The organism is Pseudomonas sp. NFPP28 (assembly GCF_900115535.1).
Lineage (GTDB): Bacteria > Pseudomonadota > Gammaproteobacteria > Pseudomonadales > Pseudomonadaceae > Aquipseudomonas > Aquipseudomonas extremorientalis.
Map to the genome: position 1 here is coordinate 390,479 of NZ_FOWT01000007.1, position 15,247 is coordinate 405,725.

At 60.6% G+C, this 15,247-nt stretch carries 13 protein-coding genes; 6 read left to right on the forward strand and 7 right to left on the reverse strand.

Annotated features, from left to right (window positions below):
- Window position 1 precedes the first annotated feature (1 nt).
- From BM110_RS20180 to ppsA, 5 genes are all read right to left on the reverse strand, one after another.
- Window positions 2-247 (reverse strand): CrfX protein, encoded by a 246-nt coding sequence (locus BM110_RS20180; RefSeq protein ID WP_092242715.1) that lies wholly within the window; start codon window positions 245-247, stop codon window positions 2-4.
- A gap of 86 nt (window positions 248-333) precedes the next feature.
- A complete protein-coding gene (locus BM110_RS20185) occupies window positions 334-1,329 on the reverse strand; it encodes a zinc transporter ZntB (RefSeq protein ID WP_093514064.1) in 996 nt (331 codons plus the stop codon).
- Between the two features lie 24 nt (window positions 1,330-1,353).
- A complete protein-coding gene (rraA, locus tag BM110_RS20190; RefSeq protein ID WP_058427377.1) occupies window positions 1,354-1,845 on the reverse strand; it encodes a ribonuclease E activity regulator RraA in 492 nt (163 codons plus the stop codon).
- Window positions 1,846-2,034: 189 nt separating this feature from the next.
- Window positions 2,035-3,024, reverse strand: coding sequence for an alpha/beta fold hydrolase (locus BM110_RS20195; RefSeq protein WP_071491408.1), 990 nt, complete (start codon window positions 3,022-3,024; stop codon window positions 2,035-2,037).
- 106 nt (window positions 3,025-3,130) lie between these two features.
- Window positions 3,131-5,506, reverse strand: coding sequence for a phosphoenolpyruvate synthase (gene ppsA, locus BM110_RS20200; RefSeq protein WP_025854225.1), 2,376 nt, complete (start codon window positions 5,504-5,506; stop codon window positions 3,131-3,133).
- A 178-nt stretch (window positions 5,507-5,684) separates the two neighbouring features.
- Between ppsA and BM110_RS20205 the strand changes: the two genes are divergently transcribed.
- Window positions 5,685-6,503 carry a posphoenolpyruvate synthetase regulatory kinase/phosphorylase PpsR gene (locus tag BM110_RS20205; RefSeq protein ID WP_003193298.1) on the forward strand — a complete coding sequence of 273 codons (819 nt, stop codon included), beginning with the start codon at window positions 5,685-5,687 and terminating at the stop codon, window positions 6,501-6,503.
- A 53-nt stretch (window positions 6,504-6,556) separates the two neighbouring features.
- Here the strand turns inward: BM110_RS20205 and BM110_RS20210 are convergent, their stop codons facing one another.
- The gene (locus BM110_RS20210) at window positions 6,557-7,981 is read right to left on the reverse strand and encodes an aminotransferase-like domain-containing protein (RefSeq protein ID WP_071491410.1); all 1,425 of its coding nucleotides are present in this window, start codon (window positions 7,979-7,981) and stop codon (window positions 6,557-6,559) included.
- 160 nt (window positions 7,982-8,141) lie between these two features.
- Here BM110_RS20210 and BM110_RS20215 point away from each other — a divergent pair, with 160 nt between their 5' ends.
- From BM110_RS20215 to BM110_RS20235, 5 genes are read left to right on the forward strand one after another with little or no spacing between them, the layout of a single operon-like run.
- Window positions 8,142-9,035 carry a DMT family transporter gene (locus BM110_RS20215; protein ID WP_162276406.1) on the forward strand — a complete coding sequence of 298 codons (894 nt, stop codon included), beginning with the start codon at window positions 8,142-8,144 and terminating at the stop codon, window positions 9,033-9,035.
- A gap of 26 nt (window positions 9,036-9,061) precedes the next feature.
- On the forward strand, window positions 9,062-10,924 hold the full coding sequence (gene moeB, locus BM110_RS20220) for a molybdopterin-synthase adenylyltransferase MoeB (protein WP_093514066.1): 1,863 nt from the start codon (window positions 9,062-9,064) through the stop codon (window positions 10,922-10,924).
- 15 nt (window positions 10,925-10,939) lie between these two features.
- Window positions 10,940-11,854: a PLP-dependent cysteine synthase family protein gene (locus tag BM110_RS20225; RefSeq protein WP_071491545.1), complete on the forward strand. Its 915-nt coding sequence runs from the start codon at window positions 10,940-10,942 to the stop codon at window positions 11,852-11,854.
- Between the two features lie 37 nt (window positions 11,855-11,891).
- On the forward strand, window positions 11,892-12,884 hold the full coding sequence (locus BM110_RS20230) for a serine O-acetyltransferase (RefSeq protein WP_092242695.1): 993 nt from the start codon (window positions 11,892-11,894) through the stop codon (window positions 12,882-12,884).
- A gap of 2 nt (window positions 12,885-12,886) precedes the next feature.
- The gene (locus tag BM110_RS20235) at window positions 12,887-13,615 is read left to right on the forward strand and encodes an alanyl-tRNA editing protein (protein ID WP_093514067.1); all 729 of its coding nucleotides are present in this window, start codon (window positions 12,887-12,889) and stop codon (window positions 13,613-13,615) included.
- Window positions 13,616-13,683: 68 nt separating this feature from the next.
- On the opposite strand, the gene prpD is transcribed toward BM110_RS20235, so the two are convergent.
- A complete protein-coding gene (gene prpD, locus BM110_RS20240; RefSeq protein ID WP_093128079.1) occupies window positions 13,684-15,168 on the reverse strand; it encodes a 2-methylcitrate dehydratase in 1,485 nt (494 codons plus the stop codon).
- Between the last annotated feature and the right edge of the window lie 79 nt (window positions 15,169-15,247).

Here is a 15,247-nt window from a genome sequence, read left to right on the forward strand (position 1 = left end):
TTCAATCAGCCTTATCAGCAGTGCGAGCAAGAGGTTTATCACGGGAAACCGGTGAGACATGGGCCGAACCGTTGTTCAGGGCCATCATCAACGCCGGCACCCAGCGCCCGAGCAGACCGAACAGATCACCCGCGCCCACCTGACGGTTGGCGGTTTTCAGCACGCGGCCCAGGCAGGCATCGTCGTCGCGGTTGGACGGCGAGGCATTGAGCATGTCACGCAAAGACTGTTCGAACGGATCGTGCATAAGGACCTCTCGCAAGTGATTTAAAAGACGAGGGTAAATTTCTTGGGGTCACATAGGACCCTTCCTACGTTCAGGTCATATTCAGGTCAAACCCAGCGCAATCGTCGAAAAAGCCACCATTGCCCAAGCGCCACCGAGACCATCAACAGGCACGCAATCATGAATCCATAGGGGCTGGCAGAGAACGGAATCCCACCCACATTGATACCCAGCAGGCCGGTGAGAAAACTCATCGGCAGGAAGATTCCGGTGATGATCCCGAAGCGGTACATGGTGCGGTTCATGCGCACGCTCAAACGCCGGTCTTCGGCCTCCAGCACAAGCCCCACGCGCTCTCGGGTCAATTCAAGCTCTTCCAGATAACGGGTGAGGCTGTTGTTCAATTCGTTCCAATAGTCGGCATCGTCGTCACAGAACCACGGCAGTTTGATCCGCGTGAGCTGGGCAAAAATATCCCGCTGCGGCGCGAGGAATCGCTTCAGCCCGGCTGCCCGTCGACGGATCTGCAGGACGCTGCCATGTTCCGGGGTATACCGTTCGTCGGTATCGAGTTTTTCTTCCTCTACGTCGACGATTTCAGACAGGTCACTGACCAGATCCTGCACTTTATTAGTCAGGTACTGAGCCATATAAAGGATGAGTTCAGAGGCCGTCTTCGGTCCCTTGCCATCCGCCAGCTGCACCAGCAACTCATCCGTGGCGCGCAACGGACGCAACCGCAGGGAAATCACACGGTTGGCCGCGGCGAAAATCCGCACCGAAACCATGTCCTCCGGTTCGGCACCGGGGTTGAGGTTGACCCCACGCAAGAACAGCAGCAATTGCGAGTCCGGCAACGGCAACAGGCGCGGGCGGGTGTTCTCCTCCAGCAAGAGGTCACAGGCGAACTCGCTCAAGCCACTGGATTTGCGCAGCCAGGTCTGGGTCTGCGGATGACTGCGATCCCAATGCAGCCACAGGCTTTCCTGGGACTGCAGTTGCAAGTTGTCGAGCTCTGTCCGGGCAATCGAACGCGCACCGCCTTTACCGTCCAGCACCAGGGCATGTACAAGCCCCCATTGCGCGTTTTCTTCCTCGAACATCCTCACCCCGTCGCTTACAGCAGTTTATTCAGGCATTTTCAGTGGGCTGGGCGACACAATCACGCCGTTATTGTCGGCGTAGATGTACTCACCCGGGCGGAACGTCACGCCTGCAAAGGTGACCACCACGTTCAGATCGCCAATACCACGCTTGTCGGTCTTCATCGGGTGACTTGCCAGGGCCTGCACGCCAAGGTCGGTCTGGGCGATGACATCCACATCACGAATGCAGCCGTAGATCACCAGCCCTTCCCAGCCGTTTTTCGCAGCTTTTTCGGCGATCATGTCGCCCAGCAGCGCACGGCGCAGGGATCCTCCACCGTCGACCACCAGCACCTTGCCAGCACCAGGCTGGTCGGCTTGTTCCTTGACCAGGGAGTTATCTTCGAAGCATTTGATGGTGACAATCTCACCGCCGAAGGAGTCTCGGCCGCCGAAGTTGCTGAACATCGGCTCGAGCACCTGCACCAGCTCCGGGTAGGCGTCGCACAGGTCGGGGGTCACATAATGGTTCATTGAACAATTCCTTTCCGTCAAAGAGGTGTCTTTCGAAAGAAGCGCCAGCCCAAGCAGGTGCGAAACATCCCATCCACTTCGTCGCAACGCAATAGCCACTGCGCGACTGAATATGACCAGAAGCGTTTAACGCGTCATATCTTAGCCGCAACCACACACGAGTGAAACGCCCTTGGCAGAGCCCTGCCCTCAAACAGTGGCCAACACCTCGGGCTGCACGCCGAACAATGGGGCGAGCGGGTCCTTCAGCCATTGCGCCACCAGTGGCCACACTTCAGCCTGTGCGGCTTTGCTGACGAGCATTTCAACGTGCCCGAAATCCTCGGTAAACCCTTGCTGACGGCCGAGGCACAAGTATTGACGGTGCTCGGAACCGACCTGCTCGAACAGCTTGCGACAGGCCCAGTCGGGGTCCTGACGATCGCCGGCAGCACTGACCGACAGCAACGGCACGTCGACCTCCGCCAGGCCTTTCCACCAGTCGTTCTTGCCTTCGCCAAAGCGGCCAAACAGGCCATTCCAGCGCATGGCTTCGATCATCACGCCTGCCGGCTCGTCCTCCGGGCCACGCTTGAGGCGCGAGCCGGAGACTTCGCCGAAGCGTTTCAAGAGCAAGCGCCCCGTCCATTCCACCGGTGGCAGCTTCAACGGCCAGTGGGTGCGGCTGACCTGGCAGCCAAACAACGCCACCGAAGCCACGGCTGGCGCGCCAAGGTGCCGCCCGCCAAGCGCCGCCGCCAGACTGGTGCCACCCAGGGAATGACCGATCCAGTGAGGAACCTGCCCGCTTTGCTCGCGCACGAACGCGCCAATGGCCGGCAAGTCGTAGCGCGCATAGTCAGCGACGCGGTTGCGTGCGTAGTCATGATTGCGCTTGGACAAACCATGACCACGCATTTCCGGGATCCACACATCAAATCCCTGGCGTGCCAGGTAAGCGCCCAGGCCGATGCCTTTGGGCGAATACCAGAAGCGGCGATTGGAAAAACTGCCATGCAATAAAATAACCGCAATGCCCCGGTTTTCCGGGACATCGGCCAGGCCCAAACGGGTAACTGCCAGCTCGACGGTGCCGTCGGGGCTGTTACCGGGCTTGAGGCGGTACACGTCTTCACTCAGGTCGCCACGACGCTCAGCGCTGATCAGGGCGACGGGAAACAGGTTGCTGCTGCTTTGCATAATGCTCTTGCACAAAAAAGGGCGGCGTCCGGAAGGAGTTCCGCCCTGCACAGATAAGAATGCCGGTCACCCTCATCGGGTGACCGGCACTTTTGACATGACGATCTTAGGCGGACGCCTGGCCTTCCGCCAGGAAGAACCAGGTTTCCAACACGGAATCAGGGTTCAACGAGACGCTTTCGATGCCCTGCTCCATCAGCCATTTGGCCAGGTCAGGGTGGTCGGAAGGACCTTGGCCGCAGATGCCGATGTACTTGCCGGCCTTGTTACAGGCCTGGATGGCGTTGGCCAGCAGCTTCTTGACCGCAGGATTTCGCTCGTCGAACAGATGGGCGATGATTCCGGAGTCGCGGTCCAGGCCCAGGGTCAGCTGGGTCAGGTCGTTGGAACCGATGGAGAAACCGTCGAAGAACTCGAGGAACTCTTCGGCCAGGATGGCGTTGGACGGCAATTCGCACATCATGATCACGCGCAGGCCGTTTTCGCCACGGGACAGGCCGTTTTCTGCCAGCAGGTCGACCACTTGGCTCGCTTCGCCCAAGGTGCGCACGAACGGCACCATGATCTCGACGTTGGTCAGGCCCATTTCGTTGCGCACGCGCTTGAGGGCGCGGCACTCGAGCTCGAAGCAGTCACGGAACGCTTCGCTGATATAACGCGAGGCGCCACGGAAGCCCAGCATCGGGTTTTCTTCTTCCGGTTCGTAGAGCTTGCCGCCGATCAGGTTGGCGTATTCGTTGGACTTGAAGTCCGACAGGCGCACGATGACCTTTTTCGGGTAGAACGCCGCCGCCAGGGTGCTGATGCCTTCCACCAGCTTCTCGACGTAGAAGCCCACCGGGTCGTTGTAGCCGGCGATGCGCTTGTCGACGCTTTCCTTGATGTCCAGCGGCAGGCCGTCGTAGTTCAACAGGGCCTTGGGGTGCACGCCGATCATACGGTTGATGATGAACTCCAGGCGGGCCAGGCCCACACCGGCGTTCGGCAACTGTGCGAAGTCGAAGGCACGGTCCGGGTTGCCGACGTTCATCATGATCTTGAACGGCAGGTCCGGCATGGCGTCGATGGAGTTCTGCTTGATGTCGAAGCCCAGTTCACCTTCGAAGATGAAGCCGGTATCGCCTTCGGCGCAGGACACGGTCACGCCCTGGCCGTCTTTGAGCAGCTGGGTGGCGTTGCCGCAACCGACTACCGCAGGAATCCCCAGCTCACGGGCGATGATCGCTGCGTGGCAGGTACGCCCGCCACGGTTGGTGACGATGGCGCTGGCGCGCTTCATTACCGGTTCCCAGTCCGGGTCGGTCATGTCGGAGACCAGTACGTCGCCCGGCTGGACCTTGTCCATTTCGGACACGTCCTTGATGATCCGCACCTTGCCGGCGCCGATGCGCTGGCCGATGGCACGGCCTTCCACCAGCACGGTGCCGGTTTCTTTGAGCAGGTAGCGTTCCATGACATTGGCCGAGGTGCGGCTTTTCACGGTTTCCGGACGGGCCTGCACGATGTACAGCTTGCCGTCGTCACCGTCCTTGGCCCACTCGATGTCCATCGGGCACTTGTAGTGCTTTTCGATGATCATCGCTTGTTTGGCCAGCTCGCTGACTTCAGCGTCGGTCAGGCAGAAACGCGCACGTTCGGCCTTGTCGACTTCAACGGTTTTCACGGAACGACCGGCCTTGGCCTCGTCGCCGTAGATCATCTTGATGGCCTTGCTGCCCAGGTTACGGCGCAGGATGGCCGGGCGACCCGCTTCGAGGGTGCCCTTGTGTACGTAGAATTCGTCGGGGTTGACCGCGCCCTGTACGACGGTTTCACCCAGGCCGTAGGCGCCGGTGATGAACACCACGTCACGGAAGCCCGATTCGGTATCGAGGGTGAACATCACGCCGGCCGTGCCGGTTTCCGAACGCACCATGCGCTGTACACCGGCAGACAAGGCCACCAGCTTGTGGTCGAAACCCTGGTGAACACGGTAGGAAATGGCGCGATCGTTGAACAGCGAGGCGAACACTTCCTTGGCGGCGCGAATGACGTTTTCCACGCCGCGGATGTTCAGGAAGGTCTCTTGCTGGCCGGCGAAGGAGGCGTCCGGCAAGTCTTCGGCGGTAGCCGAGGAACGCACGGCGACAGCCATGTCCGGGTTGCCGGCCGACAGGGTGGCGAAGGCGGTACGGATCTCTTCGTTGAGCTTCTCGGGGAACTCGGCTTCCATGATCCATTGGCGGATCTGGGCACCGGTCTTGGCCAGGGCGTTGACGTCATCGACATCCAGGGCGTCCAGCGCGGCGTGGATCTGAGCGTTGAGGCCACTCAGTTCGAGGAAATCGCGGTAAGCCTGGGCCGTGGTGGCGAAACCACCGGGCACCGACACGCCAGCGCCTGCAAGATTACTGATCATCTCGCCGAGGGATGCGTTCTTGCCCCCTACGTGCTCTACATCATGGACGCCGAGCTTATCGAGGGAAACTACGTACTCTACCAAGGTGATCTCTCCACTTTCTGTGTTGGAAAAGCTCAGGACGCCGGCTGCTCAATAGGAGCTGTCGCCAGCGCTTGTGGCCTGGACCTGGAAAATAAGTGAGAATGCGGCCCACCGCGGGACGGCAAAATCGCGCCTATCATATCCAAGATTCGCCATCAGCTTAAGGCCCAGGGCTCAAATGAAACGATCTGCTTTCTTTATCTCCGACGGCACCGGCATCACAGCCGAAACACTGGGCCAGAGCCTGCTCGCGCAGTTCGAAAACATTACCTTCGCCAAATTCACGCGGCCGTACATCGACAGCGTGGATAAAGCGCGGGCCATGGTACAACAAATCAATCTGGCGGCTGAAAAAGACGGTTTTCGGCCGATCATTTTCGACACCATCGTCAATCAAGACATCCGTGAGATTCTCGCAACGTCGAATGGTTTCATGATCGATATTTTCTCGACCTTCCTGGCGCCATTGGAGCAGGAGTTGAGCGAACACTCCTCGTATTCGGTCGGAAAGTCCCATTCCATTGGGCATAACTCCAACTACATGGAGCGTATCGAGGCGGTGAACTTCGCCCTCGACAACGACGACGGCGCCCGTACCCATTACTACGACAAGGCTGACCTGATCCTGGTGGGCGTGTCGCGCTGCGGCAAAACGCCCACCTGTCTGTACATGGCCATGCAATTCGGCATCCGTGCGGCCAACTACCCGCTGACTGAAGACGACATGGAGCACCTGACGCTCCCGGCGGCCCTGCGCGCGCATTCGCACAAGCTGTTCGGGCTGACCATCGACCCGGACCGGCTGACGGCGATCCGCAATGAGCGCAAGCCCAACAGTCGCTATTCGAGCTATGCCCAGTGTGAGTTCGAAGTGCGCGAGGTAGAAAATCTGTTCCGTCGCGAGAATATTGCGCACATCAATTCCACGCATTTCTCGGTGGAAGAGATTTCGGCGAAGATTCTGGTGGAAAAAGGCGTGGAGCGGCGCTTCAAATAACGCCTTGAGACGCTGTTGCACCGTGGCGAGCGGGCTCGCCACAACAAACCCTGCTACAACTGGAAGCGTCCCCCGCCCTGCCCCAGCGCCGTGGCCAGCGCATCAAACCCCGCCCGCAATAACTGATCATCCCCCGACGTATTGCAGATACTCGCCCGGATAAACTGCGGCACCGCCGTCTGCCCCACGGCAAACGCCTCGGCGGTGGCGATCAGGTAATTGTTCTGCTTGAGCTCGGCCTCGATCTCCGACGCCCGCCACGGCTCCGGCACTTCTATCCAGAAGTGCGGACTGTTGAGGTGAGTGCGGTACTCCAGGCCCGTCAGCAGGTCGCGGACCAGGGCCTTGCGGCGGCTGATCTCGTTGATCTGCTGGCGCAGCAGGTATTCCGCCGTGCCGTTCTCGATCCACTGGGTCGCGAGCTCGAGGGTGACGGGGGTAGCCATCCAGCAGGTCGAACGCAGGGCCGCCGAAATACGGCTGACCAGCGCGGGCGGCGCATGCACATAGCCCACACGCAGCCCGGCGGATACCGCCTTGCTCAGGCTGCTGATCAGAATCGTACGCTCAGGGGCGAAATGGCTGAGGGGCGGCGGCCGATCCTCCACCAGTACGCCGTGGGCTTCGTCCTCAAGAATCAGCAGATTGTGTTCGCGACAGACTTTGACCAACGCTTCGCGACGCGCCACCGAGAGCACAGCGGTGGTGGGGTTCTGGATGGTCGGCGTGCAGTACAGCGCTGAAATCCGGTGATTACGACAGACTTCGTCCAGCGCGCTCGGCAGCACACCTTCCTCGTCCATCTCCAGCCCGATCAAGCGAATACCGAGCATGCGGGCGGCAGTGATCAGGCCGGGGTATGTGAGTTGCTCAGTCACGACGGTATCGCCGGCCCGTAACAGCGCCATCATCGAGCAGAGCAAGCCATGCTGGCCGCCGTTGACGCAGATCACCTGCTCGGGGATCGGATGAAAATCGCGCTGCACCAGCCATTGTGCCCCCGCTTCACGGTAGCGCGGCAAGCCGGCATCCGGTGTGTAGGCACTGATGTCCTGGAGGAACTTGGCGTTGGTCGACAGGGTTTGGAAGCTCTGGGCCAGGAAGACTGTCTCCTGCCCCGGGATATGCATATTCCGGCTCATGTCGAAGTATTGGCGCGGTTCTTCACTGAAGTTGCGAAAGCCTTCATCGCGCTGGCGCTCCATCCCACGCTTGCGCACGAACGTGCCGTCACCGACCCGCGCCACCACCAGCCCCAGGCGTTCCAGTTCGCCATAGGCGCGGCTGATGGTGCCGATCGTGACGCCAAGATTGTCGGAAAGCACCCGGTGGGGCGGCAGTTTTCTTCCTGGCTCAATCAAGCCTTCAAGGATGCCCCGTTCCATGACATCGGACAGGCGCTTGTACTTCACGCCCTGACCGTTGGACAACCCCTCACGCATAATTGACACCATGTCAATATTTGTTTTGACAGCCATCTTTCGCCCTAATAGTGTGCTTTTACGGGTTCAATCGCCGAATTTTACAACTCATTACAAGCTCAATATAGAGTTCAATTCCGGCTCAGGGAAGCAATAAACGATGCCAATGTCCGCCATTCTCGAAAACACCGCCAAGACCAAAACCCAAAAACAGTGGCTGGCCGGGCTGATCACCAGTGTGATGTTCCTGATCGTATGCCTGAGCTGGGGCACCACCTGGCTGGGCATCAAGATTGCCGTGGAGAGCGTGCCGCCGCTCACCTCCGCCGGCCTGCGCTTCCTCATCGCCTTCCCGCTGTTCCTGTGCTTTGCCATGGTGCGCCGCGAGCCGGTCCTGTTTCCCCGCGAGAGCCGCTGGTTCTTCGTGTTCGTGACCCTGTCCTACTTCAGCGTGCCCTACTACCTGCTCAACTACGGCGAGATGCATGTTTCGTCCGGCCTTACCGCACTGCTGTTCAGTTGCATGCCGGTGTTCATCCTGATTTTCTCCGCGCTGTTCCTGCGCGAACGCATCTACTTTTCCCAGGTGGTCGGCATCGGTATCGGCTTCGGCAGCCTCTACATGATCATCAAGAGCCAGGGCCTGCACCTGGACCACGCCGAGTTCTTCGGGGTGCTGGCGATTCTGACCGCCGCGATCATGCATGCCTTGTGCTACGTCATCACCAAGCAGAAAGGCAGCGCCATCAGCGTAATCACCTACAACACGCTGCCCATCGGTATTGCCGGGCTGATGCTGTTCGTCGCCGGGCTGTGGTTTGAAGCGCCGACCTTCGAAGCCATCACCCTGCGGTCATGGGGTGCGCTGTTCTACCTGGGACTGGTGGCCTCGGTGGGTGGGTTCATCGTGTACTTCATGCTGCTCAAGCGCTTGAGCCCGATCATCCTGTCGTTCGTGTTCATCATCTTCCCGGTGTTCGCGGTGATCATCGGCGCCTGGTACGAAGGCGTGTCGATTTCCCGCGACCTGATGCTGTACTCGGCCATCCTGCTGGCCGGCTTTGCGATCACCAAGCTGCCGGTTGAAAAACTCCTGGCCAAGAAAAATTGACCCTCCTACCACCATGCGAGAGAAACATGGACGTCCTCCGCCCCGAAGCCCTGGAACAGATCTACGCCCACGCCAGCCGCAGCTACCCCGAGGAGTGCTGTGGTTTTGTCTTCGCCGACGGCAGCGTGTACCTGGGCAGCAATATCCAGAACGAGTTGCACAGCAAGAACCCCGAGATGTACCCGCGCAGCGCCGCCAACGGCTACACATTCTCGGTGGCCGACACCCTGCTGCTGAGCAAAGCGTTTCGCAGCAACAACCCAGTGGTGGTGATCTACCACTCCCACCCGGATGTCGGCGCCTATTTCAGCGACGAAGACGAGGACAAGGCGCTGTTCATGGGCGAACCGATCTACCACGTCAGCTACCTGGTGGTGGACGTTCGCCAGGGCCAGTCCCTGGGTTCCAAGCTGTTTGCCTGGGATGGCAAGCATTTCGCCCTTCAACCTTTCAACGACCTGCACACGGAGTTGTCCATGAACGCTGTCTCTTTCCCCGACATTCTGGTTCGCGTGGCCAAGCTGCCGGAATCGACCCTCGAGGGCGCCGGAACGACATTGCGCGAAGTCATTGAAAACCTCTGCAGCAGCCACCCGCAGTTGCGTGCGCACCTGTTCCACGAGAAGAACAACCAGCTCAAGGAGCACTTTCTGTTTACCGCCGAAGAAGAACTGGTCGGCGCCGACGATCCGCTTCCGGAAAAAGCCCGGATCGAAGTACTGCTCGCCACGTCGGGCGGTATGGATGTCGATGCCCTTAGCAATGAAGAAGTGCAACGCTACGTGCGCCATATCACCCTGCCCGGCGTCGGCCGCGAAGGCCAGTTGAACCTCAAGAAAGCCAAGGTGCTGATCATCGGCACCGGTGGCCTGGGCTCACCGATCAGCCTGTACCTGGCAGCAGCCGGCGTCGGCACCCTGGGGCTGGTGGACTTCGATGTGGTGGAAAGCAGCAACCTGCAACGCCAGATCGTGCATGGCAACAGCACCCTCGGCATGCCCAAGGTCGAGTCCGCCAAGCAACGTCTGCAAGACCTCAACCGCCATATCCAGATCAACGCCCACGACACCGCCCTGAACGCCGATAACGCCCTGGAACTGGTGGGCGCCTATGACCTGGTGATCGACGGCACCGACAACTTTGACACCCGCTACTTGGTCAACGACGCCTGCGTGCAATTGGGCAAGCCTTTGGTATACGGCGCCATCTACCGTTTCGACGGGCAGATCAGCGTACTCAACTATAAAGGTGGCCCCTGCTACCGCTGCCTGTTCCCCAGCGCGCCGCCCGCCGAACTGGCGCCCAATTGCAGCGCCGGTGGCGTGATCGGCGTGTTGCCCGGTGTGGTCGGGATGATCCAGGCCACCGAGGCCATCAAGCTGTTGATCGGCATCGGTGAACCGCTGTCCGGCCGCTTGATGCGCTTCGATGCGCTGGCAATGAAGTTCAGCGAGATCCGCTTCAAGCGGCGTGCCGACTGCCCGTGCTGCTCCGAACTGCGCCACAGCGAAAGCGTGGCGCCGGCTGTCTGTGCGGACGCTGTGCCCAGCCAGCCGTCCCTGGCCGAAGAGCGCTACATAAAGCCCCGTGTACTCAAGCAATTGCTCGAACACCCGCGCAGCGTCGATGTGTTGCTGGACGTGCGCGATGCCAGCGAACTGGAGGTGTGCAAATTGCCAGGTGTGGTGCATATCCCCCTGGCCGAACTGGACAATCAGCTCGACCGCCTCAGCCGGGACAACACCCATTACCTGATCTGCTACGCCGGCACCCGCGCCGAGCAAGCCGCCAGCACCTTGCTGGCGGCGGGTTTCGCCAATACCAAAGTCCTGCAGGGCGGCATGAAGCATTGGGTTCGCGACGTCGAACCTGACATGCCCTTGTATTGAGCCGAGGACTGAATGATGTTGCACAACTCCATTCTCGAGGTCATCGGCCAAACGCCGATCGTGCGCCTGGCGCAGTTCTCCGAAGACCTCGGCATCGAGGTCTATGCCAAGCTCGAATCCCTCAACCCGGGCGGCAGCCACAAGGCGCGCATCGCCCTGGGCATGATCCTCGACGCCGAACGCCGGGGCGTGCTGATCCGTGACTCCGGGCAAACCATCATCGAGCCCAGCGGCGGCAATACCGGTATCGGCCTGGTCATGGCCGGCAATGTGCTGGGCTACAAGGTCGTGCTGGTGATCCCCGACAACTACAGCCCCGAAAAACAGAAGCTGCTGCGCCTGTACGGGGCCAAGGTGGTGCTGTCGGACAGCCGCCTGGGCAACAACTCCCATGGCGAAAAGTGCATGGAGCTGCAGCTGGAAAACCCCAGCTACGTGATGCTCAACCAGCAACGCAACGGCGCCAACCCGCAGACCCATCGCGACACCACCGCGCCGGAAATCCTGCGTGCGTTCGGCGAGCGTCGTGCTGACTACTTTGTCAGCGGGATCGGCACGGGCGGGCATATCACAGGCATCGGCGAAACCCTCAAAGCCGCCTGGCCGGGGCTGCGTGTCATGGGGGTGGAACCGGAAGAATGCGACCTGCTGAAAAACCAGCACGCGCCGCACCATATCCAGGGCCTGTCGATCGGCCTGATCCCGAGCATCCTCAACCTGGACGTGATCGACGGCATGCTCAAGGTCTCGCGCCAGGACTGCATCGACATGATGAAACGCATCATGCGCACCGACGCCATCAGCCTGGGCTTGTCCTCGGCCGCCAACATGGTGGCTGTCGCCCAACTCGCCCCGGAACTGCCACCCGAAACGGTGGTGCTGACCATGGTCTACGACAATGCCGACAGCTACCTGCCCAGTTTCGAATAAGCGCTCTTCCAACCAATCAGACTAAGGGGGTGCCTCAATGGGTGGCTTTATCGACATGCAACAGTTGCACGATGAGTTGCTGACTCACCTCATCAAGACCCTCACGCCGGCACAGATGAAGCAGCTGGAGCCGCATCTGGCGCCGCTGGTACAGAATGCCGCCCAGGCGGTGGCCGAGGATTTGATCGCCTACGCCTACCGCGACCCGGCATCACGCGGGCGCGGTGAGCTGATCCTGGAGTCCTACGCGTCGTTCAAGGCGGTGCTGTATTACCGGCTGGCGCACCTGGTGTGGCATTTCCCCGACCAGACCAACGGCGTCTTCTCCCGTATCGCCCTCAAGCTGAGCAACCAGGGCAAGGTGCTTTCCGGCGCCGAGATCCACCCGGCGGCGCGTATCGGTCGGCGCTTCGTACTGGACCACGGCTACGGCACCGTGATCGGCGAAACGTGTGAGATCGGCAACGACTGCTACATCCTCTGCGGCGTGACCCTGGGCGCCCGCGGCATCGCCAACAACCCCGACGGCAAGCGCCATCCACGTCTGGGTAATAACGTCGAGGTCGGTTCCGGCGCCCGCGTGCTCGGCTATGTGTTGATCGGCGACAACGTGTTTATCAGCCCGTCCTGCGTGATCACCCAGGACGTGCCCGCCGGCACCAAGGTGAAGGTGGTAAACCAGATCCAACTGCAAAAAAACGACGAGTCGGACCACAGTAAATACCTCGGCGCCTTCGCCCTGGATGAGCGTCTGCACGTGGTCGGCGAGATCAATACCAGCCACAAGGTCACGGTGCTGGACGCCGACTTCCATCCCTTGCCCGGGCTGATGCTGGAGCCTACGGTGAAGGAACGTCACCACCTGCAATTTCGCCTGCATCGCATCGAATCGGGCAACCACCTGCCACGCCTGCCGCTGAACCTGAAGGTCTGCGGCCCGGAATTTGAAATCACCCTGCTTTCCCCGCCTGGCTTGAGTGCGATGGTGCGCTCCCTGTTGCAAGCCAGCCCATTGATCGTCGGAGGTTGAACATGTCCGTGCACACCATGGAAACCCTGGCGCTGTTCGACAGCGCCCCCTACCAGAACGCCTTCAGCGCCCGAGTGATTGCCGTTAGCGAACACGGCGTCGCCCTGGAACACACGTTGTTCTACCCCACCGGGGGCGGGCAGCCAGGCGACACGGGGCACCTCATCCTGGCAGACGGTACGCGGGTCGAAGTGACCGGCACAGTGCGCGACCCGGTGCAGCGCTCGATCATCTGGCACCAGGTGGAACACTGCCCCGAACAATTGACCGCCGGGGTGCAGGTGGACGCCGGCCTCGACTGGGACCGGCGCTACCAGCACATGAAGATGCACACCTGCCTGCACCTGTTGTGCTCGATCATTGACGCGCCGGTCACCGGATGCAGCATCAGTGCAGACAAAGGCCGCCTGGACTTCGACCTGCCGGAAATGACCCTCGACAAAGACAGCATCACCCGCGACCTCAACGCGCTGATCGAGCAGGCCCACCCGGTGAAAACCCTGTCGATGCCGGCCACCGAGTACGCCACCCTGCTGCAGATCACCCGCACCCAGGCGGTGGCGCCACCGGTGGTCCAGGGAGCGGTGCGGGTGATTGAAATCGCCGGTATCGATATCCAACCATGCGGCGGCACCCATGTGCTCAACACCGAAGAAATCGGCCGGGTGTTCTGCGAGAAGATCGAGAAGAAGAGCAAACACAACCGCAGAGTCATACTGCGATTCGAGTGAACACGGTCAACTGTGGGAGGCCCCCTCCCACATTCATTGGATTTGCACAGGTGAATACGTGGTGTCTGCTAGATCACGAACAGATCCACAAACCGGTTTACCGGTGTCGCCTCGAGCCGCGCCTGATCCTTGCACAACGCAAAAATCTCGGCACTGCGCTGCGCGGTAAACCGTGTGGCCAGGTTGGCCTTGAACTTGTCTTCCAATAACGGAATGCCCTCCACCCGGCGGCGGCGATGGCCGATCGGGTACTCCACCGCCACCTGTTCGGTATGCGTACCGTCCTTGAAGAACACCTGCACCGCGTTGGCAATGGAGCGCTTGTCGGCCTCCAGGTATTCGCGGCTGTAGCGCGGATCCTCGACGATGACCATTTTATCCCGCAGTTCATCGATGATCGGATGGGCGGCGTGGAATTCGTCTTCGTACTGCTCGGCCACCAGATTGCCGAAGGCCAGCGGCACGGCGGTCATGTATTGCAGGCAGTGGTCACGGTCAGCGGCGTTGGCCAGTTGCCCGACCTTGGAGATGATGCGAATCGCCGATTCATGGGTGGTGATCACGATACGCTCGATTTCATGCAAGCGATCCTTGACCAACGGATGCAAGGTCACCGCCGCTTCGCAGGCCGTTTGCGCATGGAACTCGGCGGGAAAGCTGATCTTGAACAGCACGTTCTCCATCACATAGGTGCCGTAGGGCTGGGACAGACTGAACCCACGCTTGTCCTTCGGTTTGAGCGCCAGGTCCTTGTTGGTATGGCTGAACAGTACGTCATAGAACCCCCACTGCGGCGCGCTCAACACGCCAGGGATGCCCATCTCGCCGCGCATCGCGATATCCGCCAGACGCACGCCCCGGCTGGAGGCATCTCCCGCCGCCCAGGATTTGCGCGAACCGGCATTCGGTGCATGCCGATACGTGCGCAATGCCTGCCCATCGACAAACGCATGGGACAGGGCCGCCAGCAGCTGTTCACGGTTGGCCCCCATCAGTTTGGCCGTCACCGCCGTTGAAGCGACTTTCACCAACAGCACATGGTCGAGACCGACGCGGTTGAACGAGTTTTCCAGGGCAATCACGCCCTGGATTTCGTGGGCCATGATCATTGCTTCCAGCACCGCGCGCAGGGTCAGCGGTGCCTCGCCGTTGGCGATGCGCTTTTGCGACAAGTGGTCGGCCACAGCGAGGATGCCGCCGAGGTTATCCGAGGGGTGGCCCCACTCGGCGGCGAGCCAGGTGTCGTTGTAGTCGAGCCAACGTACGATGCAGCCGATGTCCCACGCCGCCTTGACCGGATCCAGCCGGAACGAAGTGCCTGGTACACGAGCGCCAAACGGCACCACCGTGCCCTCGACCATCGGCCCCAGGTGCTTGGTGCACTCCGGGAAACGCAGGGCCAGCAGGCCGCAACCCAAGGTGTCCATCAGGCAGTTGCGGGCGGTGTCCAATGCATCCTGAGAGTCGATACGGTAAGTGAGGACATAATCGGCGATGTCCTGCAGGACCTGGTCGTAGTCGGGACGGTTGTTCTGGTCGACGTTGGCGCTCATGGCAGTACTCCTAAAAGGTTGGGTTAGTCCTCAGGATCACGGTTGATCGCTCCATCGCAGGTCTGGCCGCCTGCTTGGG